The organism is Pseudoalteromonas luteoviolacea DSM 6061, assembly GCF_001625655.1.
In the GTDB taxonomy this organism is placed as follows: domain Bacteria; phylum Pseudomonadota; class Gammaproteobacteria; order Enterobacterales; family Alteromonadaceae; genus Pseudoalteromonas; species Pseudoalteromonas luteoviolacea.
On the sequence record NZ_AUYB01000092.1, the window covers coordinates 86,273 to 108,532 of the forward strand.

General features: G+C 42.2%; 22 protein-coding genes. 13 read left to right on the plus strand and 9 right to left on the minus strand.

What is annotated here, in order from left to right; genetic code table 11:
- The first annotated feature begins 121 nt into the window (after nt 1-121).
- A complete protein-coding gene (locus tag N475_RS06360; protein WP_063356525.1) occupies nt 122-787 on the plus strand; it encodes a GntR family transcriptional regulator in 666 nt (221 codons plus the stop codon).
- Nucleotides 788-866: 79 nt separating this feature from the next.
- Here the strand turns inward: N475_RS06360 and N475_RS06365 are convergent, their stop codons facing one another.
- Nucleotides 867-1,910, minus strand: coding sequence for a type III polyketide synthase (locus N475_RS06365; RefSeq protein ID WP_063364886.1), 1,044 nt, complete (start codon nt 1,908-1,910; stop codon nt 867-869).
- Between the two features lie 497 nt (nt 1,911-2,407).
- Between N475_RS06365 and N475_RS06370 the strand changes: the two genes are divergently transcribed.
- The 4 genes from N475_RS06370 to N475_RS06385 all read left to right on the plus strand — a co-directional run bounded on the left by N475_RS06370 (nt 2,408) and on the right by N475_RS06385 (nt 8,679).
- Entirely contained in the window at nt 2,408-4,984 is a 2,577-nt protein-coding gene (locus N475_RS06370) for a TonB-dependent receptor (RefSeq protein WP_063356523.1), read from the plus strand.
- Between the two features lie 181 nt (nt 4,985-5,165).
- Complete coding sequence (locus N475_RS06375) at nt 5,166-6,761, plus strand: hybrid sensor histidine kinase/response regulator (protein ID WP_063356522.1); 1,596 nt, start codon at nt 5,166-5,168, stop codon at nt 6,759-6,761.
- Nucleotides 6,762-6,832: 71 nt separating this feature from the next.
- The gene (locus N475_RS06380; protein ID WP_063356521.1) at nt 6,833-7,945 is read left to right on the plus strand and encodes a response regulator; all 1,113 of its coding nucleotides are present in this window, start codon (nt 6,833-6,835) and stop codon (nt 7,943-7,945) included.
- Nucleotides 7,946-8,229: 284 nt separating this feature from the next.
- Nucleotides 8,230-8,679 carry an Hsp20 family protein gene (locus N475_RS06385; protein WP_063356520.1) on the plus strand — a complete coding sequence of 150 codons (450 nt, stop codon included), beginning with the start codon at nt 8,230-8,232 and terminating at the stop codon, nt 8,677-8,679.
- 66 nt (nt 8,680-8,745) lie between these two features.
- On the opposite strand, the gene N475_RS06390 is transcribed toward N475_RS06385, so the two are convergent.
- The 3 genes from N475_RS06390 to N475_RS06400 all read right to left on the minus strand — a co-directional run bounded on the left by N475_RS06390 (nt 8,746) and on the right by N475_RS06400 (nt 10,307).
- The gene (locus N475_RS06390; protein WP_063356519.1) at nt 8,746-9,039 is read right to left on the minus strand and encodes a hypothetical protein; all 294 of its coding nucleotides are present in this window, start codon (nt 9,037-9,039) and stop codon (nt 8,746-8,748) included.
- 114 nt (nt 9,040-9,153) lie between these two features.
- Nucleotides 9,154-9,735, minus strand: coding sequence for an FMN-binding negative transcriptional regulator (locus N475_RS06395; protein WP_063356518.1), 582 nt, complete (start codon nt 9,733-9,735; stop codon nt 9,154-9,156).
- Nucleotides 9,732-10,307 carry a GNAT family N-acetyltransferase gene (locus tag N475_RS06400; RefSeq protein WP_063356517.1) on the minus strand — a complete coding sequence of 192 codons (576 nt, stop codon included), beginning with the start codon at nt 10,305-10,307 and terminating at the stop codon, nt 9,732-9,734. The genes N475_RS06395 and N475_RS06400 overlap by 4 nt, the downstream gene beginning before the upstream one ends.
- 186 nt (nt 10,308-10,493) lie before the next feature.
- On the opposite strand from N475_RS06400, the gene N475_RS06405 reads away from it, so the two are divergent.
- Nucleotides 10,494-11,567, plus strand: coding sequence for an aminotransferase-like domain-containing protein (locus N475_RS06405; RefSeq protein WP_319609854.1), 1,074 nt, complete (start codon nt 10,494-10,496; stop codon nt 11,565-11,567).
- Nucleotides 11,491-11,934: an aminotransferase class I/II-fold pyridoxal phosphate-dependent enzyme gene (locus tag N475_RS26250; protein WP_319609853.1), complete on the plus strand. Its 444-nt coding sequence runs from the start codon at nt 11,491-11,493 to the stop codon at nt 11,932-11,934. Before N475_RS06405 ends, N475_RS26250 begins: the two co-directional genes overlap by 77 nt.
- 70 nt (nt 11,935-12,004) lie before the next feature.
- Here the strand turns inward: N475_RS26250 and N475_RS06410 are convergent, their stop codons facing one another.
- Together N475_RS06410 and N475_RS06415 are read right to left on the minus strand one after the other, a co-directional pair.
- Nucleotides 12,005-12,199: a hypothetical protein gene (locus tag N475_RS06410; RefSeq protein WP_063356515.1), complete on the minus strand. Its 195-nt coding sequence runs from the start codon at nt 12,197-12,199 to the stop codon at nt 12,005-12,007.
- A gap of 146 nt (nt 12,200-12,345) precedes the next feature.
- Nucleotides 12,346-12,819, minus strand: a complete 474-nt coding sequence (locus tag N475_RS06415) for a SixA phosphatase family protein (protein WP_063364887.1) — start codon at nt 12,817-12,819, stop codon at nt 12,346-12,348.
- Between the two features lie 234 nt (nt 12,820-13,053).
- Between N475_RS06415 and N475_RS06420 the strand changes: the two genes are divergently transcribed.
- Genes N475_RS06420 through N475_RS06445 form a run of 6 tightly spaced genes read left to right on the plus strand, consistent with a single transcriptional unit; the run spans nt 13,054 to nt 20,271 of the window.
- Nucleotides 13,054-14,313, plus strand: a complete 1,260-nt coding sequence (locus tag N475_RS06420; RefSeq protein ID WP_063356513.1) for an efflux RND transporter periplasmic adaptor subunit — start codon at nt 13,054-13,056, stop codon at nt 14,311-14,313.
- A gap of 18 nt (nt 14,314-14,331) precedes the next feature.
- On the plus strand, nt 14,332-15,054 hold the full coding sequence (locus N475_RS06425) for an ABC transporter ATP-binding protein (RefSeq protein WP_063356512.1): 723 nt from the start codon (nt 14,332-14,334) through the stop codon (nt 15,052-15,054).
- A gap of 1 nt (nt 15,055) precedes the next feature.
- The gene (locus N475_RS06430; protein ID WP_063364888.1) at nt 15,056-16,369 is read left to right on the plus strand and encodes an ABC transporter permease; all 1,314 of its coding nucleotides are present in this window, start codon (nt 15,056-15,058) and stop codon (nt 16,367-16,369) included.
- A 13-nt stretch (nt 16,370-16,382) separates the two neighbouring features.
- On the plus strand, nt 16,383-17,585 hold the full coding sequence (locus N475_RS06435; protein WP_063364889.1) for an ABC transporter permease: 1,203 nt from the start codon (nt 16,383-16,385) through the stop codon (nt 17,583-17,585).
- 59 nt (nt 17,586-17,644) lie between these two features.
- Nucleotides 17,645-18,979, plus strand: a complete 1,335-nt coding sequence (locus tag N475_RS06440; protein ID WP_063356595.1) for a sigma-54-dependent transcriptional regulator — start codon at nt 17,645-17,647, stop codon at nt 18,977-18,979.
- Nucleotides 18,979-20,271, plus strand: a complete 1,293-nt coding sequence (locus tag N475_RS06445; RefSeq protein ID WP_063364890.1) for a sensor histidine kinase — start codon at nt 18,979-18,981, stop codon at nt 20,269-20,271. The genes N475_RS06440 and N475_RS06445 overlap by 1 nt, the downstream gene beginning before the upstream one ends.
- Here the strand turns inward: N475_RS06445 and N475_RS06450 are convergent, their stop codons facing one another.
- From N475_RS06450 to N475_RS06460, 3 genes are all read right to left on the minus strand, one after another.
- The gene (locus tag N475_RS06450; protein ID WP_063356508.1) at nt 20,272-20,601 is read right to left on the minus strand and encodes a hypothetical protein; all 330 of its coding nucleotides are present in this window, start codon (nt 20,599-20,601) and stop codon (nt 20,272-20,274) included.
- A gap of 120 nt (nt 20,602-20,721) precedes the next feature.
- On the minus strand, nt 20,722-21,366 hold the full coding sequence (locus N475_RS06455) for a 2OG-Fe(II) oxygenase (protein WP_063364891.1): 645 nt from the start codon (nt 21,364-21,366) through the stop codon (nt 20,722-20,724).
- Between the two features lie 84 nt (nt 21,367-21,450).
- Nucleotides 21,451-22,152, minus strand: coding sequence for a CTP synthase C-terminal region-related (seleno)protein (locus tag N475_RS06460; protein ID WP_063356506.1), 702 nt, complete (start codon nt 22,150-22,152; stop codon nt 21,451-21,453).
- Nucleotides 22,153-22,260 lie beyond the last annotated feature (108 nt).

Below are 22,260 nucleotides of genomic sequence, written 5' to 3' on the forward strand. Positions count from 1 at the left end.
CTGTTCACTTACAGTGAAGAGGCTTTTTTACATTAAAGGCGATTGAAAGTTCACCTGCCTTACGTGCAATTTTTATTTTGCTACGTATAATGTAAGCCACTGTAAACTTTTGATTAACCATATGGCGATCGTACATAAAACTAGAACTCAACTTGTTGCCGAAGCGATTCGAGACAAAATTTTAAGTGGCGAAATCAAAGCCGGAGAACCTCTGCGTCAAGCTGCATTAGCAGATGAACTCAATGTCAGTAGAATCCCTGTCCGTGAAGCACTACTGCAACTAGAAGCTGAAGGGCTGGTTAATTTTGAGGCACACAAAGGCGCCACGGTAACCCGCTTGAGTGCCGAGCAAATCGATGAAATATTTGATTTGCGAGCGTTACTTGAAGCAGAGTTATTACGCCATTCCATCGAAAAGTTAACCAATCGAGATCTTTTAGAAGCAGAAGCAATTCTGGCAGATCTTGAAGAAGCCATGAATGCTGGCGATGCGCAACTTGCCACAGGTAAGCTCAATGCTGAGTTTCATGATAAGTTGTATAGTAGAGCGGAAAGACCTCAAACTAAAGAGCTAGTGGCGGTATACAGCAAGAATTCAGAGCGATATGTAAGAATGCATATCTTGCTTGCAGGCGGTATTGTTACAGCACCTGAAGAGCACAGAACGTTGCTTCAGCTGTGTCGAGAAAAAGATACAGACGGCGCTTGCGTATATCTTCAAAAGCATATTAAAGGTGCCAAAGAAGATATTAAAGCGCTACTTCTTAGGCTTGAAGAAGAAGCTTAGGCTAAGTAAGCCATTTGCTCGGCACAATGAGTGAAATGGCTTTTATCTTTTATAGCGTGTTAGCAAAGAGGGTTAACCCTTATTGCCATACTCCGACACTCATTTCTGACGTAAACCCAGGCCCAAAAGCCGCTAGCAAGCTTGTTTCTCCTGATTGCGCGTTCTCAAACGTGCGGCGCAGAACGTCAATCACCGCAACACTGGACGTGTTACCTGTTTCCGCAAGACAAGCGCGAGAATGCCTTACCTTATCCGGAGAAAGGGCAAGACACCTTTCTAATTCATCTAAAATTCGTCTGCCGCCAGTGTGAAATATGGTGTTATCTACATTGTTCGCGTCTAATTGCAGTTTATCCTGACAAAATGATTGCAAGTAGGGAGCGACATGCGGAATAGAGTGCATAACATCCTTGTCTAAAGAGAATTTAAAGCCCTGATTTGTAAGCTGGTACTCAATGTACGGCATGGTATCTTCGATGGTCACACTTTGATTGTGAGTGAGTTTGAGTCCCCACGTTTGATTGTCGCCACGCATCACTACTGCGGCTGCGCCATCGGCAAATAAAGAATTACTGATAAAGTCTTGAAGTCGTCCAGCGTCTTTATGAAAGCATAAAGAAGATGTTTCCACGCAGACTATTAATACATTTCTGTCTGGCCTGTGTTCACAAAATTCAAATGCACGGCCAATTGCTGATGCGCCTGCTACACAGCCTAACTGAGCTATTGGAATTTGCTTTGTGTCTGGTCGTAAAGAGAGGCGGTTGATTAAATGTGCGGTCAGTGAGGGCATCATAAAGCCAGTACAAGAAGTGGCAATAATCATATCGATATCGTCAACGTCTAAGCCTGCGTTGTGTATTGCCTCACGAGAGACTGTTTCCGCCATTTCAATCGCGGCATCTTGATAGATTTTGGCTCGTTCACCAAAGTCTCCCTGTTTAACGACATCAGTAAGGGGCATGATCAAGTGTCTCTTATCTACTTGAGAGTTTTGGATCATTTCAAAAGCCCGCTTTTTGTATGGGCTGTTTGGGTGGCAAACTTCGATAACGGTCATGATGTCATCAGCGTTAACTTCATAGTTAGGATAGTAAGTTGCTGGTTTGCTTAGCGTTGTCATGATTTATTTCTCCTTAATTAAATGACACTAAGCAAGACCTACTGGCTGTATCTTTTATTTCACAAAATATAAAATATATTTTAACTTTGGTAATTTTTTGTATTTAACTTTCTGAAAGTAATTAAGTTTTTGAGAAAATTTAATTTTCTGAAGTTTTAAAATCAAACCCATGAAATAATTTCCCGATTTTGTGTTTTATTGTTGTTAATATCTTCATAAAAGAGTGAGTAAGATACACCGATTACCCGCAGGGTAACATAGGTTTACATTCAAAAACGCTTCTTTACCTACCTTTTCTTATCTTTTCAAAATTCCTATCTATTTGAATTTGTTGGTTTAAATGTTTTTTTGAGAGCAGTTTTAAGGCTTTTTAATGACGCGATTTAAAAAGTGGTTTTTTATTGCGCTTTTATTAATTTTTCATTCATTTTTCCAGCCCTAATGTCTTGGGCAAGCGCCATGGCAAGTAATAACAACACCAATTTAGGAAAGTATCTATGAGAAAAACTGCGTTAAGTATCGCAATTGCGCTGTCTACGACCGCTACGGCGGTGCCTGTCTTTGCACAGGACACAGCCACAAAAATTGAAAAAATTGAGGTGACTGGGTCTCGAATCAAACGCGCCGATATGGAAACAGCTAGCCCCGTAACCTTTATTGGTGCAGACGCGATTCAGGCCAGTGGTGCAGTCACTATCGATGATGTTTTACAAGATATTACTGCAGCTGCAGGCGCAATGACCAATCCGGGTGTGAACAATGGCTCGGGCGGTAATGCCAGTATAAATTTACGAGGGTTAGGCTCTCAGCGTACATTGGTTTTGGTCAATGGTAGAAGAATGATTAACTCAGGTACGGGGGCTGCTTCCACCGTAGATTTAAATACTATTCCTGTTGCCATGATTAAACATATTGAAGTTTTAAAAGATGGCGCCTCGGCGGTGTATGGGACGGATGCAGTTGCAGGTGTCGTTAACATTATTTTAAAAGATGATTTTGAAGGCGCAGAGCTTAATGCCCAAACGGGGATCTCTGGAGAGGGAGATGCTGAGCAACACAATGTTGACTTGACCGTTGGCACAAGCTTTGACCGAGGCAATATGGTATTCGGCATTCAATATATGGAAAGAGGATCTGCTAGTCAAGCCGATAGAGACTTCTCTAAGTGCCCAATTACTGAAACGGACAATGGATCTAAACTTACCTGCGGTGGCTCTACGATAACCCCTAATGGCCATTTGTATTTGGAAAATGGAAAAGAGCTGCAAGGCGATAAAGATGGTAATTATGCAGAATACAATCCTGCAACTGATCCATACAATTACGCAGCCGAAAGCTACCTTTACACACCAATGCAGCGTTTAAACATAACGGGCAACCTAAACTATGAGCTCAATGACAATGCCACCTTGTTTACTGAAGCAATGTACTCCAAACGTTGGTCAGAACAGCAAATGGCTGCACAACCGGTATGGTTTGATTTTACCTATACGGAAGCGATGGGCGATGATTTGCTAGAGCATGGTGCTGAATATGGAGACACAATTCACTACCGTCGCCGCATGACTGACACAGGTACACGGGATTTTGCCCAAGTAGTTGATACCGTAAGAACAGTTGTCGGTGTCGAAGGGTTACTGTCAAATGATTGGAGTTGGGATGTAGCGGTTAACTTTGGTCGTAACGACTCTGTAGACAAACTGTCAAATTTACACAATATCGGCAGTCTGACAGAGGACATCGAACTTGGTAATTTTAACCCGTTAGATCAAAGTTCTTGGTCTGCGGATAATATGACTGACTACATTTACACTGAGCAAAATACTGGTGGTAGTCAGATGCTAAATCTGAGCGCATCTCTTGCTGGTGAGCTATTCGAGTTACCAGCAGGCTACCTTGGGTTTGCAACCGGGGTTGAAAAGCGCACCGAAAAAGCTTGGTATACTCCGGATTCATTGACCTCTCAAGGGTTAGCTAATGATCCTAAAGTAGAGCCAACGAGTGGTTCTTATGATGTTAACGAAGCATTTATAGAGTTTGCAATTCCTGTATTGGCGGATGTGCCATTTGCACAAAACTTAGACTTAAGTGCTGCTGTTCGTGCATTTGATTATTCTAGCTTTGGCAGTGATTCAACGTGGAAGTTAGGCTTTACGTGGAAGCTTAATGACCAACTAATGTTTAGAGGGGTTAAATCAACAGCGTTTAGAGCGCCCACGGTTGATGAGCTGTATGGCGGTAAGTCTCCATCTTTTGAGCAAATATCGCACCCTCTACTTGATAGTCAAGCCGAGGTCATTGTTGGTGGTAACGCTAATCTGACTCCTGAAGAGGCCGATACACTGACATTTGGGCTTGTCTATGAACCTAGTTTTATTGAAGGTCTATCACTGACGGTAGATTACTACGACATAGCCATCACCAATGCAATAAGTGAAGTAAACAATCAATATATCGTTGATAACTGTGTCGACAGCTCTGGTAATTTAATTAACCAAGGCTCCGCTGTTTGCCAGTCAGCAAATATACAAATCGCGAATGGTAAAGCGACGTTCAATAACCAGTTACAAAACATAGGTGACGAGACCACGCAAGGTTATGACATCAATATTGCCTATAACTTTGAAGCAATGGGTCTAAATTGGCGCGCTGGGTTAGATACTTCGATTTTGAACGAGCGTACCATCACGATGGCAGGAGAAACCATTGATTACACAGGGCTTATTACTTCTGGTTTAGGTAGTTATGCAGACATTAAATCGAGCTTTAACTTAGCGGTTAAATCTGATGTATGGGCAGCAAATTACAAGGTGAGATATTTATCGTCGATGGATAGTTTTGCATGTCTGGATAATCCGAGTAGCTGCTACGCACCAAGCGTTCCAAGTATTGTATATCACGATATTTCAGGAAGTTACTTTGTTAATGACAGTATGAAACTGACAGCGGGGATCAATAACTTATTTGACAAGCAACCTCCGTACTATACAGGTAACAATGACTCAAATACTGACCCTTACACCTACGATACGTTAGGTCGCTATGTTTACGCCGGTATGAATATTAAGTTCTAATACAAACCCGACTTTAGTTGTTCACACTCTCTTTAGAGAACGCCAAAGGGCTCACATGTTTATGTGGCCCTTTTTTGTTTTAAAGCAAAAATCTTAAGATTCATAGCTGATAAGTTATGCAGTTGTGTAAGTCGCTGCTAGCTTTATAAAGGTAAACGAAATAAACAAAGGTGGATAATTTGTGGAAGCAGCTAAGTTGCCCAGTGATGAAAGTGAACGACTGAAATCACTGCTTGATTACGACGTACTAGACACGGAAGCGGAGCACTGCTTTGATGAGTTAACGCAATTGGCATCTCAAATTTGTGAAGCACCTATTGCTTTGGTGAGTTTGTTAGATAGTCATCGTCAATGGTTCAAGTCAAAAGTTGGATTAGACGCGACAGAAACCCCAAGAGAGTTTGCTTTATGTGGCCATGCAATTCTACAAGATGAAGTATTTGAAGTGTGCGACGCCTCGGCGGATGTGCGATTTTTTGATAACCCCCTTGTAACCGGAGGGCCAAAAATTCGTTTCTATGCTGGTACGCCCTTGAGAACTTTTTCAGGCCAAGCTATAGGTACCTTGTGTGTTATCAATACCAAACCAATGAAGCTTAGTGCTCTGCAAAGGGATACTTTAACAATTTTAGGCAGGCAAGTTATTGCACAGCTTGAATTAAGAAAAAGAATTAAAGACATGTCCAAAGCCAATGAAGCTAAGGATGAATTTTTATCAAATATTAGCCACGAGTTACGTACGCCTTTAAATGCAATAGTCGGGTTTAGTGAATTACTCATGCAGCCCGAAAGTCAAGTTGCTCTAAATGAACCGCAAAAAAGTCACATAAAGAACATAGATTTTGGTTCAAAGCAGTTGCTTGCCATAGTCAATTCAGTATTGGATCTTGAAAAAATTGATGCAGGTAAAATGGATCTGCAACTGGAGCCGATAGAGATCTCAACTTTGATTAATGATGTGCTTGCGATGATGAAGGTTAGCGCCGAGCATGCGCAAGTAAAATTAATACTGATTCTATCAGCAGAGTTACAAGGTATATCTTTAAATATAGATAAAACAAAAATAACTCAAGTGCTTTGTAATCTGCTGAGTAATGCTATTAAGCATACAGCTCAGGAGCAAGAAGTTAGGCTCTGTGCGCAACTTGTGGACCAGCAACTTGTTATTAAGGTGATCGATCAAGGTGCAGGTATTAGTGATAAAGATCAACGACTTTTATTTGATAAATATCGCCAAGTTGGAGCGGTTAAAAAAGAGGGAACAGGCCTTGGGTTATGTATTTGTAAAGGGCTGTTAGCGCTCATGGGCGGGACTATTCGACTGGAAAGTAAGTTAGGTGAAGGAACTAAGGTATCAATTACTTTGCCTGCGCACACGGTAAATACAACGGAAAAAATAGCGTATGTAGAGGAGAAGAGCATATGTGACCGCCATGTATGTGTGGTGGAAGATAATCCTCTAAATCAAGTGCTAATGCAGACTATTTTGAATCAAATCGAATGTCGTTTTGAGATATTTGACTGTGCCGAGCGTCTATTTGAAAGCCCATTTTTAAAACAGTTTGATATCTGTTTTATGGATATCAATTTACCTGGGATGTCTGGTATTGAAGCACAGAAAAAGTTAAAAGCTGATGTTCCGTCGATGCCTGTCTTTGCTGTGACTGCGGACATATTTCGAGAGCGTGAGCTCAACAGCTTGTTCGATGGAGTGATCGCAAAACCTTATCGTAAAGTACAGATTGTAGATGTGCTTAAAAAAAGAACGGTGTCTTAATCAACTGAGGCGCGTGTTTTTTAATTTTCGGTCTATATTGTGGTTAGGCTAGTGTATAAAAAGGACCTAAAATGACGATACGTGTTTTAGTAATTGATGATGATAAAACTTACAGAGCATTATTACAGCAAACTTTTAGTGAGTATGATGTCTCTGTGGCTTGCAGTGGCGAAGAGGGTATTACAGTTGCAACGCGATTGAAACCCCATGTCATATTGCTTGATATTGTTATGGAAGGCATTGATGGTTACGCCACTTGTTGCGAGCTCAGAAAAGTCGAACATTTAAGCCATACGCCGATTGTGTTTATCTCTAATCTGTCCTCTTCTGATTGCAGACTTAAAGCATTTGAAATCGGCGCCAATGATTATGTTTGCAAAACTACTCACCCCGACAAGCTCAAAGCAAAAGTGGTTGATATTTTAGAAGCGGACCACGACTATTTTGAAGCGCATGCAGATATTGCTGAAAAAGAGTCGTTATTATTAGACTTACAGCGGCAAAATGCGTGTATGAAGTCAATTAGTCTATTTATGCAAGCAACACACTTTTGCAGTGACTTTAACGCCTTACAAAGAGTTTTCATCAACACGATGGCAAACCTTGATATGCGTGCAGTGGTACATTTTAAAGGGCGAGAACAATTTGGTAGCACTTCAGGCAATGTTGCCAAACTTGAGCGGGAACTGCTGTTGCACCATGAAGATTTTGAGCGTATTCACCAATTCGAACATGGCCCTATGGTGTTCAATTGGGGTAATAGCATCCTGTTGGTCAAAAATGTCGGTGAACTGACAGATATTTGCTCTCATGTAATGGATGCGCTGGAGTTGGCTATAAGCAATCTCAGTCGCAGAGCGGACATGGTCGCACAAATTTTGTCTATCGAGAAAACCAACAAAGAGATACTGGCTAATTTGAAAAGCGCCAAGTCGCAGTCTAGCCGCGAGTTAAAGACACAGCTGTTTGATTCTGGCTTGATCTCACAATTTGATTTACAAGATGAGAATGACCTAGACGAGTTGATCGCCAGCTCTAGCGATAGCTTAGTGGGGTTAATCGAAGAATTTGGCGACAATGCGGAAAAAATCAGCGCTATTTTAGGGAGTTTGAAAAAGCCACCTCAAGAGCTGCGTTTCTTGTTCAAGGAGCATGCGGCAAAATCAGATACAACCTTGTTTTAACTTTGGCCATTAGGCCTATTTATCTATCAAATGCTATCAATGCAATCATGCATTGGTAGCCACTTTAAATTAAATTTAATTTAAATCTGTTTAAAATCAAATGGTTAGCTTTTTATTTAAAATAAATCCATGATAGATTCTTGAAAAGCAAGTGGTGTGTCCATAGATATGTTTATGAGGTCGCCAAATGGGACCTGAAATTAAATTAACTATATGTTTTTAAAGGATTTTACCGCTCATTTAGAGGGTAAATAGCAATGTTATCGCTTAACGAGGATATTATTATGCGTACAGTAGACTTATCACCACTTTATCGTTCATTTATTGGCCTAGACCACTTAGCTTCATTAATGGACTCCGCCCAAAGAAGTTCGGAAAAGCAATCAGGTTTTCCTCCTTACAATATTGAAGCACTGGATGAAGATAAGTATCAAATTACTATGGCGGTAGCGGGCTTTTCAGAGCAAGAGCTATCGCTACAATCGGAAAATAATACGCTTATTGTAACGGGTGAAAAAAGCAATAAAGATGCGCAACAAGAAAGAAAATTCATCCACCAAGGCATCGCAGAGCGTAATTTCGAGCGAAAATTCCAACTGGGCGACCATATAAAAGTTTTGGGCGCGGAGCTAGAAAATGGGCTGTTGGTTATTGACTTAGAACGTGAAGTTCCAGAAGCAATGAAACCGAGAAAGATTGAGATTGGTTCTGGTAAGCTAATCGAAAATAGCTAAATTCTCCTAGTGACTTGTTGTTAAGTTTCCAACCAGCCGCCTTCGGGCGGCTTTTTTGCTAATAATTTAGTTCGTTGCTTTTTGCTTATGCCACAAAGCGTACGCTTCACTAACTCTTTCATCTTGTTCAAAGTTTTCTATCATTCTCGATTTAAACATGCCAGGGCTTTGTGCCACTTGGCGCGCTAGATCATCTAAAATCTCTTCGCCATATGCTTCATATAACTGAATTTCTCTCGTGATAAGTCTAACTTCATAGGAGATAAACGAGCGGCCTGAGCCTGCAACTGAGAAAATATATTCATTATCATCGCGCAGGAGTGTCCAGCTATAGGGTTTTTGAGCTAATACTTCCAACATTGTGCTCCACTTTGATTGTGTAAAAATACGCCGTTGATAAAGTATCATAAATGCGTAGGCAGCGTTAAGGTTTCTAGGTGGGGTGATAGAAGCGCATTACTAGCGCCTCTTGTATCACAAGTAAAAGGCACTCATTTTCGGTGCGAAGGGGTGTAATAGGCTTGCTATCTCGCTGCGAGTTTCGATGGGTTTATTTTGACTTAATTTAAACTGACCATTCATTTGTAAAATATTCAGTTCAAAGAAAAATAAGTTTTTACACATAGCGACTAGCTGTTTCTGGGGCACAGCGCTAAGTTGCCATGGCTGAGACTTGTCTTCAAAAGCCAACAACATGTGCTCTAATAGCTGAACCTGATTGGTAAACTCTTCCACTACTTTGAGTGTCGCTTGAATATGGACTGTTGCATAATCCCAAGTAGGCAGCTTTATTCCTTTGACCTGAGCGGGAGAAAGGTACGTGTCAGGGCCATGGAAAACACAGTGAATTTGCTTACCCACAAAATGCTTCAATGGATTTGTAGGATTAGCATGGCCAAGTAGTGTATTAGAATCGCGACATAGGCTTAGCGGCATGTGGCAGCTGTGAATATCATTGTCATACTGGCAAAACAGTGTAGCGAGCGGATGCTGTTCAATGAGGTCAAATAGCTTTTCGGTATTTTGTTCAATATAGTCTTGTGGCGGATAGCTCATAGCCATTCCTCCAATCGTGATTTAATCTCTGGCCACATTTCATCCGTAATGCTAAACCTTGCCGTATTTCGAAAGCTGCCATCAGGTAATTTTCGATTTTTTAAGTGTATACCTTCAAAATGGGCGCCTAGTCTCGCAATTGCACTGCGAGATTTGTGATTTTGTTCATGGGTTTGAAACTCAATTCTTACGAGTCCTAAATGTTCAAATGCGTGTCTTAGTAATAGATACTTAGCATGTGTATTGACATGGCTTCGTTGCCACTCTACACCAATAAAAGTGTGACCAATTTCTGCTTGCAGGTTAGTCTCATCAAGTCGGAAAATACGTGTATTTCCCGTTACTGAATTTGTAGCTGTATCGATGATGGCAAAAACAAGCTGTTCTTTGGCATTAAACTGTGCGGTTTGTTCGAACCAGTTTCTTAATACTTCAGGGCTTTGGCAGTATTTACTCGGTACCCAGCGCCAAATAACGTCATCTTTTCCTACTTTTTCTAATGCCTCTAAATGACTATATGACAAAGGTTCTAGTCGTATTTTGTTTGTTTCTAAAATGGTTGCTTCTAACATAAAAACTCCTTACTTACATACAGTTGTATATAGCTACGTGAAGGTAAGCTCACGAGGTATAATATTCAGCATATCGACTTCTGGTCACAGTAAAACAACCAGAATTGAATAAATTGCTATACCAGCTTGTGTTGAGAATGAGAGTTTTGTAGCCTAAACGCATGTCTAACTTTACGCTTGGCAATCATGTTTTCAGGAACGCCTTTAATCGACAGTACACAGCAAGCAAAATACGTTCAACTAGCTAACCAAATTCGAGATGCGATACAAGCAGGGCAATTGATGCCCGGCGACGAGCTGCCGTCAGCGCGTCAGTTAGGGCTGCTTTTTGAAGTCAATCGTCATACTGTTATGGCCGCAATGCAGAACCTTGTGGCAGAGGGCTGGTTATTATCTGAGGTGAGAAAAGGCTATACGGTCAATACTCAACTGCCCGTAATCGAAAGCGTGAAAATATCGCAACAGGCTAAAGTTACAGAGCCAATTGCTCCTCAATTTGCTTATGCTGTAGGCGATATAGAAAGCCCATTAATACCTCAATATAAGTACAATTTTGCTGGCGGGTTACCTGATGTTTGCTGTTTTCCTTTTGATGAATTTCGTCGAAGCATGAATAGAGGGTGTCGGCAGGCAAATGCGTCGCTGCTGCATTATCAAAGCGTGGCAGGAGAGCATGTCTTAAAGACACAGTTATTACACTATTTGCGGGCTGCAAGAGGATTAACGTGTGATGATATTTTAGTATGTAATGGTTCTCAAGAAGCGTTGTTTTTGATTGGACAAGCATTTGTTCAACCCGGTCAGTGTGTCGCGATGGAGGCACTCGGATATCCACCAGCAAGAAAGGCATTTCAAGCCGCTGGAGCGTCAATTGTGGATATCGCGCAGGATGAGCATGGCTTGTGCGCAGACTCTTTGGCACATTGTTTGTCAAAAAATGATGTGAAGTTGCTGTACTTAACACCGCTGCATCAATACCCAACCACAGTCACCATGCCAGTGTCTCGACGCATGGAAATCTATCAGCTATGTGTGAAGCATGGCGTTTTTATTATTGAAGATGACTATGATCATGAATTTCATTATAGTTGTCCACCGCTTCAGCCTATGGCCGCTAATGACCCTGCACAAATAGTCATTTATCTAGCAACATTTTCAAAAATTATGTTTGCAGGGGGCGCGTATGGGTTATGTCACAGCCTCAAAACCTGTATTGAAGCAATTAACAGCTTTAAAGCAAATAATCAATCACAAGAATGATGTTTTGATGCAGCTAGCCATTGCAGATTGGATGGCGTCAGGTAACTTTGAACGTCATTTACGTCGAATGACTAAGTTATACAGGCAGCGCTGTGAAGTGATGGACAAATCACTCAGAGGGTTTCAAGCACAAGGCTATGATATTCAGTATATTAAACCCCAAGGGGGTATGGCTTATTGGGTTGACTTAAAAAGAGATGTCTCGCAATTGCCAAAGAAGCTACTGCAAGCGGGAATAAATGCACACACAGAACAAAACTTTTGCCATAGCCCAAGAGCACTTTATACCCATATACGCCTAGGGTTTGCTGGGCAAGCAGAGCAAGACATAGAGCAAGGTTTGAACGCATTATTTGATTTGCTATAGAAGTTGAAAAGAAAAAAGGCCCATGCCTAGGCCCAGTATCGACGTATTGATTGCATGTTTTAAAAGGGAATTACTTTGAATCAGGACACCAAGTGAGTTTGCCGTTTATATTTGCGATGTCATATTTCAGTCTACTCTCCACCCAGCTGCCATCTTCTTTTTGGCATAGTGCTATGATATAGCACTCAGTTTCGCCAGGAATACCTTCAAATATGATGTTTCGGCAACTTGACTTGTACGAGCCTGGTGGGGAAATAAAAGACATGTAATCTGTACTCCATTATATTTTTACGACTGCGCCTTATGTCACAGTCGCTTTTGTTTGAATGAGTACATGATAAGGAGAAAGCTGGCACAGAAGTATTACACTTTATTACATCAACCCGCGGTGAAATAGGCGCTTCGAGGCGGTTACTTATCTGAGCTTTTTATTTGAAGGCGTGGCTCTTGAGCGAGGTTAGTGATGATAAACACTTTGTCAAACTCGTCTTCACTGATACTCACGTCTCTGCCAGTGAGTAGTTTAACCAGTACAGGCGTTGTATTACTGTGGCCTGCGACAATAACCGTTCCTGATTTTTGCTTTAGCTCTCTTGCGAAACCATCTAAGTTACCCGCATCGTAAATAGAGATATGGGTATCAATCATATCGGCCAATGGTGCGAGCGTTGCCTTGGTGCGATTGTAGTTTGTTGAATAAAGCTTTGATGGCTCTAATGGTAACATCATGTCCGCAAATCTTTTTGCACGCTCAATTCCTTGAGGCGTTAGGGAAGGGTTCACTCCTTTTTGCTTTTCTGCATGGCGCAGTAGAACTATGTTGTCTGGAGTTGCCTGCACTGCCAATGAAAGCACACACACTACGATAAAGAAGAACAAACGCATAAGCGAAACCCTGATTTCATTTTTGTTAGTCACTATAGCGTTTTACGTGCAAGTACGCACTTAAAATGATCAACCTTGCTTACTAAAAGCATACCTGTCCGGTGCGGACACATTTTCTGTCCGCGGACAGATTTCCTTAGAATGTAAATTGTAAAGTTCAATAAAAACAAAATCTTAATTTTGGCATGAACTTGGTATTCCTTTTCAGTAGGTTATCTATTTATAGGAAACAACATGATTAAGGACACCCGCGGACAAGATGTTGTGATTGAAGGCAAGCGCCCAATCTGGCAGCGAAAAATATTTCTAGGACTGAGTGTTATTTTTCTACTTCTCTCTGTTGGATATGGTGTGATGACTCAGGCTAAAGCGCAGTTATCGATTGAGAGGCAGGCGTTGGACATCGCCCGTGTCGAACTAGGGACATTGGTCAGAGAGGTGAGCGCCAACGGTAAAATTGTTGCCGCACATGCGCCAACTGTTTACAGCCCTGAAATTGGTGTAGCAACTTTACACGTCAAAGCCGGAGACAAGGTGCATATCGGCCAATTAATAGTGGAGCTCAGCAGCCCTGAACTCAGCAATGAACTCAAACAACAGCAATCTGAATTAGCTCGGCTGGAAGGTGAATGGCAACGGCAAAAGCTAGAGTCTCGTCGCCAAGCCTTGGCACTAACAAAGTCCTTGGATCTGGCCAGAGTGTCTCTGGATGCTGCAGAGCGAGAAAACCGCCGAGCGCAACTCTCCATTAAATCGAGCTTAATTAGTCGAATTGATCTTGAACAGGCTGAAGATGACTTTGCACGAGCAAAGCTGAACTATGCCCATGCACAGCAAGAAGCTGAGCTTGGACAGGATACCTTAAAGTTTGAACTCGCATCAGCGAAAAGCCGTTACGAAAGACAAAAATTGGTAGTCGATGAAGTAGAACGCCGCGTGCGTAATCTTGAGGTAAGAGCAACAGTAGAAGGCATTGTCGGAAATCTACTTGTCCAAAATAAAGCGGCGGTTATCCAAAATGAGGCACTAATGCGTCTGGTAGACCTATCAGCATATGAGGTTGAACTGCAAGTACCTGAAAGTTATGCCAATGAGTTGGGGCTGGCAATGCAGGTAATTATGCGCGTCGGAGCCCAGGAGCTGGTAGGGGAGTTAAGTGCAATTTCACCGGAAGTAAACAATCGAGAAGTCACTACGCGAGTGAAGTTTGTACAGCATGGCATCAAAGGTATTCGCCAAAACCAGCGTGTGCTGGCACGTATACAACTCGAGAACAAAGAGAATGTGCTGAAAATTAAGCGTGGGCCTTTTTTAAATGTTGGTGGCCACATTGCTTATCGATTGCGCAACAACATGGCACATAAGGTACCAATTGAATTGGGTTCAAGCAGTTTGAAAGATATTGAAGTAAAAGCTGGGTTACAAGAGGGTGACGAAATCATTGTCTCTGGATATGATGCGTTTACTCAAGCTGATTCAGTGCTCATTAGATAAAAATAAAGGACAACAACAATGTTACATATGCAAGACATTAGCAAGATGTACCAAACAGAAATGGTACAAACACAAGCACTGAGAGAGTTTAACTTAACTGTAAATGAAGGGGAGTTTATAGCGGTAACGGGCCCTTCTGGCTCAGGAAAAACTACCTTTTTAAACATCGCAGGGTTATTAGAGCCGTATTCCGCTGGTCAATATATGCTGGACGGTGTCGATGTTGGCAAACTCAACGATAATCAGCGCTCGGATCTGCGCAACCAAAAAATTGGTTTTATTTTTCAAGGCTTTAATTTAATTCCGGACTTGAATTTATTTGAGAACATCGAAGTGCCGCTGAGATATCGAGGGATCAAAGCAAAAGAGCGCAAGCGACGTGTAGAGCAGTGCCTTGAGCAAGTGGGGCTTGCTGGGCGGGCCAAGCACTTACCTCAGCAATTGTCTGGTGGTCAACAGCAGCGCGTAGCCATCGCGAGAGCGTTAGCTGGCGAGCCAAGATTTCTGCTAGCCGATGAACCAACCGGAAATTTAGACAGCTTAATGGCAAGGCAAGTTATGACCTTGCTTGAAGAGCTTAATCGAGCAGGAACTACCATCGTCATGGTTACACACGATGCGGAACTCGCGAGAAGGACGCCACGTAACATTCAGATAGTAGATGGCCAAGTTGCTGATTTTACTCTATACCAAGGCGCTCAGAACCCCCGTGTTAATGAGCAAAAATCGGTGGAGGTATAGGATGTTGATACACTACCTAGACCTTGCGTGGCGCAATATTAAGCTCACGCCTCTTATCAGTTGCCTCATGGTGATTGCAATCGGCATTGGTATTGGTGTCACTATGACATCATTATCTGTTTATCACATGATGAGTGCTGATCCTATACCGCAAAAAAGTGCTCAATTGCATGCTGTTCAATTACAGACAATGGATGATGGTCAAACTTGGAATACACCAGATGATATTCCTTCACAGTTAACTTATCAGGACGCTAAATACCTAATGGAAAATTCGCCACAAACACAGAGTGTGGCGATGATGAAATCTGGTGCAGCAGTACATCTAGATAACCCAGAAAGCATTCCGTTTATTCAGGATGTGCGTATTACAGGCAGAGCATTTTTCAATATGTTTGGCTTGTCATTTTTACACGGTGAAGCTTGGAGCGAGACACAAAGTGAGCAGGCCGCACCAGTTGTGGTTATTGGTGAAGCACTTGCGCAAAGGTTATTTCAACGAACGGATGTGCTAGGAGAATCAATTTACCTTGATGAGCGTCAGTACGAAGTTATTGGAGTGACGAAAGCTTGGCAGCCTGCAATTAAATTTTACGATGTAAACAATGGTCCTTTCCAGCGTGCGGAACAAGTGTTCATTCCTTTCAGTCATATAGAGGCGTACGAATTGCATAGTTGGGGAAATACGAATTCATGGAAAAATGAAGACATTAGCGGGTACGCGCAATTTCTTCATTCAGAAATGGTTTGGCTACAATTTTGGACCCAAATTAACTCTGAAAATGAGCTCAAAAACTATCAACAATTTTTGATGGACTACATGATTCAACAACAAAAACTAGGTCGCTTTAATCGTAAGCAACTTGCTTACAATGTTAAGCCGGTCAATGATTGGTTGAAGTATAATCAAGTGATTGATCCAGATAATAAAATTTTAGTAGGGCTAAGCTTCATGTTCCTCGCAGTATGCTTGGCAAACATTCTTGGCATGTTGTTAGCGAAGTTTTTAAAGCGTGCACCAGATGCAGGCGTTCGTAGAGCGCTTGGCGCAAGTAAAAGACAAATTTTCTTTCAGCATTTAGTCGAAGTCGCATTACTTGGCCTGTTAGGCAGCGTGGTTGGCATTCTCCTTGCCCAAATAGGCCTGATCGGTATTAGAGAGACGATGTCAATTTATGTGGGAATCGCAAAGATGGACTGGACCATGTTGTTACTATCGCCAGTCATAGCCATCTTGGCGTGTTTGCTCGCAGGGCTATTTCCTGCTTGGGTGGTGTGTAAAACCTCACCAGCTACCCATTTAAAAGTGCAGTAAAGGAGTGCTCCACATGCTAGAAATTAAACCAATCATAAATACTCTGATGCGCTCCAAAGCAGGTGCGCTATTGTTGATACTACAAATTGCAATTACCTTAGCGATTGTTAGCAATGCACTTTCTATCGTATCGAATCGATTAGATAAACTCACAGAGGATACTGGCTATGACGAGCAGGGCATTATCGCCTTTACAGTGCTGACTTATAACCGAAATATCGACCGTGCGAAGCAATTCAAAGAAGATATGCTCAAGCTTAAAGAAATTGACGGTGTCATTGAGGCGATGACTGTAAGTTCAATTCCACTGTCTAGTAGTGGTGGTTCTTGGACGATAAGCAACCACCCAGATGAACTACAAGGTAAACGTGCTGACAGTGGCTATATTCAGGCGAATCATCGTATGGTGAGTGCATTTGGCCTGACAGTTAGCGAAGGGCGAGACTTTGAAGCGCAAGATGAGACTGACGGCTCTGATGGTCAATTCCCATCTGTGGCGATTGTAAGTCGCGCCGTAGCAAATAAGCTGTTTGGTGAAGGGAAAGGTCTAAACGAGTTTGTTTATAGTGGCGACAATATGATGAAAATTGTGGGTATTGTTGAAACCATGAAAAGTCAGTGGCCGGACTCAAAGATGGGCGACAACGTGGTTTTGATCCCGATAGAACGAAGCAGTATGTACCAACGAGTCATTGTAAAAACACAACCGAGTAAAAGAGCACAAATCATCAAGATGATTGAGCCTACGCTTCTTGAAAATGAGCGACAGAGAGTCATCATTGGTGTTAAAGGTTTAGATACTGCAAAACAACAAACCTATCAACGCGATACCCTTATGATAAGAATGCTGGTGGCACTCATTGTATTTTTGGCCATTATCACTGCCTTAGGTATTTTTGGTTTAACGCATTTTAATATTAGTAAGCGGACCAAACAAATTGGCACACGCCGAGCGTTAGGCGCGAGAAAGTCAGCAATTTTTAGATATTTTTTGGTGGAAAATACTGTGGTGACTTTGTTCGGGGTCGCCGTTGGCTCTGTTGCTGCTATGTTCATGGGAGGACAGCTTATGGCGTTATACAGCATCCCTGCACTTGATGGGTCTATTGTGTTGTACACTGCGCTAGTCATAGTCGTGATGAGTCTGTTGTCGGTATATCAGCCTGCTAAGCGGGCTGCGAATATCTCTCCCAGCATTGCGACACGAAGCATATAATTAAAAGACTCGGCATTATGTTACACTCGAGAGGGTGTAACATAATGAATAATAAGCACATGGATAAAATACTAATCGTTGATGATAATCAAGCCGTTTTACAGTCACTGTCATTGTTATTTGAATTACATGACTATGAAGTTGTCTTGGCTAGCTGTCCTTTCGAAGCTGAGCAAATCGTACGCTATCAGCGTATTGCTTTGGTGATCCAAGATATGAACTTCACTGCCGACACGACTTCTGGTGAAGAGGGCAAAGCTTTATTCTTCAGACTTCGTGAGTTATCTCCAAACCTACCTATTATTTTACTCACCGCGTGGACTGAGCTTGAAATGGCTATTTCTTTGGTTAAAGCGGGAGCTGCTGATTATCTCGCCAAGCCTTGGAATGACGACAAGTTACTCGTAGCAGTAGCCAACCTGATTGCCCTTGGCAAAGCTAACTCAGACAACCAGCAACTACAAAGGCAGCAAGTTGAGCGAGAAACATACAGCGCAGATGCAGAGCTAGTAGGGTTAATTTATGAAAGCGTAGCGATGCAAAGGGCGGTTGAAATGGCACTTCAAGTGGCAAAGTCAGATGTGTCTGTTTTAATCACTGGTGCCAACGGAAGTGGTAAAGAAAAAATAGCACAGATCATTCAAGCTAATTCTAAACTGGTCAATCAACCATTCATTAAAGTCAATGCTGGGGCGTTACCAGATAACTTGATAGAAGCAGAGCTTTTTGGTGCCGAAGCAGGTGCATATACCGGCGCAAACAAAAAGCGAATAGGCCGTTTTGAAGCAGCAGATAACGGCACACTTTTTTTAGATGAAATAGGTAATCTGCCATTATCCGGACAAATGAAGTTACTAAGGGTTCTACAAACAGGCGAGTTTGAGCGTTTAGGTTCGGTCGATACGCAGCGAGTAAACGTGCGAGTTATCTCTGCGACCAATGCCAACTTATTGAATGATGTGGCCGCAGGCAAATTTCGTGAAGACCTTTTTTATCGTCTCAATGTGATAGAAATCCATTTACCGAGTTTGGCCCAGCGAGTGGATGATATCTTACCCTTGGTTCGGCACTTTTTGCCTGGGCGTGCATTATCTTTAGAAGCAGAGCGGGCCCTTTGCGCCCATAGTTGGCCTGGTAATGTGAGGGAGCTCGAAAATGCTTGTAAACGGGCTGGCGTACTTAAACCCGAGGGTGAACTCCAAGCGCAAGACTTCGGTTTGATTGACAATGTGACTGTACAGCCGACTAACCCCTTAGCAGTGGAACCTTCAAAACTCGAGCTGCAACAAGCCATGCATCAGTGCCAAGGTGTGATTGCTAAAGTGGCAAGACAGTTTGGGATGAGTCGCCAAGCACTCTATCGCCGATTACAAAAACATGGAATTGATTACTAATGACGACGGCGCTAAAAAAGCTAAAATATAAAGCCGTGGTAGTGATGTTTGTTAGCATTTTTACTGCGTGCTCACCGGTCATTTATTTACTGTCAATGCAAACTTGGCTGATAGTGAGTTCTTTTGCCAGTTTTATGAGTTGCTTGTTAATGAAGTTGGCATTCAAGAATCTAATCAAAGCATTTAATGCGCTCAATGTAGGACTATTAAACTTTAAAGATGGAGATTTTTCTAACCAATTAGCCTATCAAAAAGACGATGAATTTGGGCAGTTGTGCCAATTGTATAACCAGACTGCGCAGCAATTGAGAAAAGAAAAGCAATGGCTCTATCAAAGAGAAATGATGTTAGACAAGATGCTGCAAAGTGCACCACAAGCCTTATTACTCATCAATGACAACGGTGTAGTGGTTTTTGCCAACCAAAGTGCACAGCATTTGATGGCAAGTAAGCAAGTGCTAGAAGGCCAGTCTATTTTGGATCTACGAAAAGTCGCACCAAAGGAAATTTCTTCCGCCATAGACAAAGCCCAAGATGGTTTGATCAGCATTTGTCAAAGTGATGCTGAAGAACAGGTATGGCATGCTTCAGTTGGAGATGTTTTACTTAATAATCAGCACCATAATCTTTATATTTTTAAACAGCTTACGCGTGAATTAAATCGTCAGGAAGTCGCGGTATGGAAAAAGGTTATCCGGGTTATTAGTCATGAGCTAAATAATTCGCTTGGCCCCATTTCGTCGATGTCTCACAGTGGTAAAATTATTGCGACTAAGTTAGATGACTCGCGACTGCACCGGGTGTTTAGTACCATTGACGAGAGGATTTCTCACTTAACCGAATTTGTCCAAGGGTATGGGACTTTTGCCAAGCTACCTGCACCTAATGTATCGACAATTGCAATACGCCCACTACTTGAATCTATCCAGCTTCAATGGCCGACTCAAATACACTGTGAGCTCGACACGCTTAAAGCGGATAAAGGTCAACTAGAGCAGCTAATTATCAACCTATTAAAGAATGCCCACGAATCTGGCTCGCAGACAAATGCTATCTCACTAACGGTAGAGCAAGGGCATGGTATCGCTAAATTATTTATAGAGGATGCAGGTCAGGGGATGTCGGAATCGGTGTTAACCAGCGCTTTAGTGCCATTCTACTCTACAAAAAGTAGTGGTACTGGACTTGGCCTTGCGCTTTGTAGAGAAATAGTGGAGGCGCACAATGGTTACATTAATTTAAGTAATCGCCCGACAGGTGGCTTGAGCGTTGAGGTTGGATTGCCAAACTAGTCAGATATTCTGCGCAGTTTTTAGATCAGTTGAAGTATTCTCTGGTACTTTGCAGTCGTTTTTTTGTTCTAACCAAGTTAAGGTGTTTTGAGTCATCACAATCGTACCAGAGACCACTAAACTCGCTGCTGATACGATACCAGCGCCAGCCATTAGTGCAGCACATGCTTTATCTGAGCAGCCACCTAAATAACCCATTTCCTCTTGAGACAACACATGTTTGCGTTTTGTAATTTGGCAGCGCTCATCAAAATAATGGACTTCTTTGGGTACGAAGATACATGCTGAAAGGGTACATAAACTAAACACAGTGAGTAAGACTATTCGCATGACGATTTCCTATCGTTTTTTTATACACTAATGGTTGGTAGGATAAAATAAAAGTAAAAAACTGTAACTGAACTCGTCTAGCTCCGCCTTGTTGCAGAGCTATTTGGTCTTTTATTGTGGTTACCTTGGAGGGTCAATGTGGCCTGCTGTGCTGGCATTGATCCTAAACCACCCAGCAATTGAATATCTGGACTCGTGGGCAGGCAATACCTCATGGGGAAATTCATCACTTAAAAAAGTCACTAAGGTGCCCTGATTAGGCAAAACACGACACAGCTCTTTGTCGTGATCATTAGGGTCATAAATGACCAGTTCACCACCGTTATGAGCTTGCCAATCGTCGTTGAGGTAAAACACAGTTGTAAGTACTCGGTTTGCTCGGCCTTTAAAGGCATCTAAATGCTTCTTGTAAAATGCGCCTTGTTGATAATGGGCAAAATGGCTTTCGTAACTAAATAAGCCCATAAATAAGCGACGATTCAAATAGTCTTTTAAGTCATCCATTGCTTGAATGTATCCGAGCTCTAAATCATTGCTCCTGTCTAACCAAAGGATCTTATCTCGGCGGATCTTGGCATTTTTTTCATGATCAGTTTGTCTACCTATGCCCGCGGTTTGAAACTTCTCTTCTGCTAACATGTCGATACGCGTATTTAGGTCTTGTATTAGTTTTGGGTCTATTGCATTTTCGATAATGCTTAGGCCTGTTGCGCGTAAATCATCAGCTATTTGTGCGAATACGGTTTGAGAATCAAAGTTAGACAAGGTACACCTCCAGATATTGTGGAGGCTTTTTACCGAATCAAGACTGAAAACGCAAGCGATACTTCAGCCCCTGTCCAAGCAAGGCTATAAACCTTGATTTTGCGCACAGGCATTAACAAACGCTTCAATTAATGGTGAACGTTTGTTATTCAAAATTGCGCGCTCAGGTTGAAACAAGGTTGCGATGTAAAATGGGTGTATAGTTAGTTCAACGGCTCTGACTTCTTTTGTTTCGTCGTCGGCGGAAGCCACAAGTGGACCTTTGAGCAATACATTGCGAAATTCATCATTGAGTCCATAGCGACAGCGATACCCTTCTTGGATTGTTGAAGACCCATAAATCGCAGCTAATTGTGATTGTGGGAATAGATTGACCGACTCCGTTGTTTCAACGAGCGCACAAGCCAGTTCAGAAATAACAGATCGCTGGCTGTGAGGCGCAGACTCAGCATGGGTGGCATCAGCCCAGCCGATTACGTTTTGGGCATACTCAAGCACTGCATGCTGAAAGCCTCCACAAGTACCTAAAAAAGGAATTAGATTTTCACGAGCATATCGAATTGCACTCAATGCGCCTGATGCATCTATATACGGTGTTTTAGGAATGCACCAAATACCATCAAATTGACTCAAATCAGTATGATTAACCTTGTTTGTAGCGAGCCATATTGCCTTAACCTCAAGCCGTAATTCGTTTGCTGCAATATCCAAAGAAAGAGGGATCCCTTTATGAGCTGGTACGGACGCGTCGTAGTCTCCAATGAGGGCGATTGATATTGTTTTCATCTCTTTTCCTTAAGCATCGATTAAATAGTAGTGTGTTTTTATTATGGGTAAAAGCGGTTTGCGCGTCCATCCAGATATAAATAGATTTGTGAAGAATTGTTCAAGTTA

Coding starts and splice junctions, on each gene's coding strand:
- N475_RS06365 (WP_063364886.1), bottom strand. CDS start 1,910: ATGACAACGCTAAGCAAACCAGCAACTTACTATCCTAACTATGAAGTT.
- N475_RS26250 (WP_319609853.1), top strand. CDS start 11,491: ATGGGTTATGTCACAGCCTCAAAACCTGTATTGAAGCAATTAACAGCT.
- N475_RS06380 (WP_063356521.1), top strand. CDS start 6,833: ATGACGATACGTGTTTTAGTAATTGATGATGATAAAACTTACAGAGCA.
- N475_RS06440 (WP_063356595.1), top strand. CDS start 17,645: ATGGATAAAATACTAATCGTTGATGATAATCAAGCCGTTTTACAGTCA.
- N475_RS06425 (WP_063356512.1), top strand. CDS start 14,332: ATGTTACATATGCAAGACATTAGCAAGATGTACCAAACAGAAATGGTA.
- N475_RS06445 (WP_063364890.1), top strand. CDS start 18,979: ATGACGACGGCGCTAAAAAAGCTAAAATATAAAGCCGTGGTAGTGATG.
- N475_RS06385 (WP_063356520.1), top strand. CDS start 8,230: ATGCGTACAGTAGACTTATCACCACTTTATCGTTCATTTATTGGCCTA.
- N475_RS06430 (WP_063364888.1), top strand. CDS start 15,056: ATGTTGATACACTACCTAGACCTTGCGTGGCGCAATATTAAGCTCACG.
- N475_RS06405 (WP_319609854.1), top strand. CDS start 10,494: ATGTTTTCAGGAACGCCTTTAATCGACAGTACACAGCAAGCAAAATAC.
- N475_RS06460 (WP_063356506.1), bottom strand. CDS start 22,152: ATGAAAACAATATCAATCGCCCTCATTGGAGACTACGACGCGTCCGTA.
- N475_RS06410 (WP_063356515.1), bottom strand. CDS start 12,199: ATGTCTTTTATTTCCCCACCAGGCTCGTACAAGTCAAGTTGCCGAAAC.
- N475_RS06370 (WP_063356523.1), top strand. CDS start 2,408: ATGAGAAAAACTGCGTTAAGTATCGCAATTGCGCTGTCTACGACCGCT.
- N475_RS06435 (WP_063364889.1), top strand. CDS start 16,383: ATGCTAGAAATTAAACCAATCATAAATACTCTGATGCGCTCCAAAGCA.
- N475_RS06415 (WP_063364887.1), bottom strand. CDS start 12,819: ATGCGTTTGTTCTTCTTTATCGTAGTGTGTGTGCTTTCATTGGCAGTG.
- N475_RS06395 (WP_063356518.1), bottom strand. CDS start 9,735: ATGAGCTATCCGCCACAAGACTATATTGAACAAAATACCGAAAAGCTA.
- N475_RS06420 (WP_063356513.1), top strand. CDS start 13,054: ATGATTAAGGACACCCGCGGACAAGATGTTGTGATTGAAGGCAAGCGC.
- N475_RS06400 (WP_063356517.1), bottom strand. CDS start 10,307: ATGTTAGAAGCAACCATTTTAGAAACAAACAAAATACGACTAGAACCT.
- N475_RS06450 (WP_063356508.1), bottom strand. CDS start 20,601: ATGCGAATAGTCTTACTCACTGTGTTTAGTTTATGTACCCTTTCAGCA.
- N475_RS06360 (WP_063356525.1), top strand. CDS start 122: ATGGCGATCGTACATAAAACTAGAACTCAACTTGTTGCCGAAGCGATT.
- N475_RS06390 (WP_063356519.1), bottom strand. CDS start 9,039: ATGTTGGAAGTATTAGCTCAAAAACCCTATAGCTGGACACTCCTGCGC.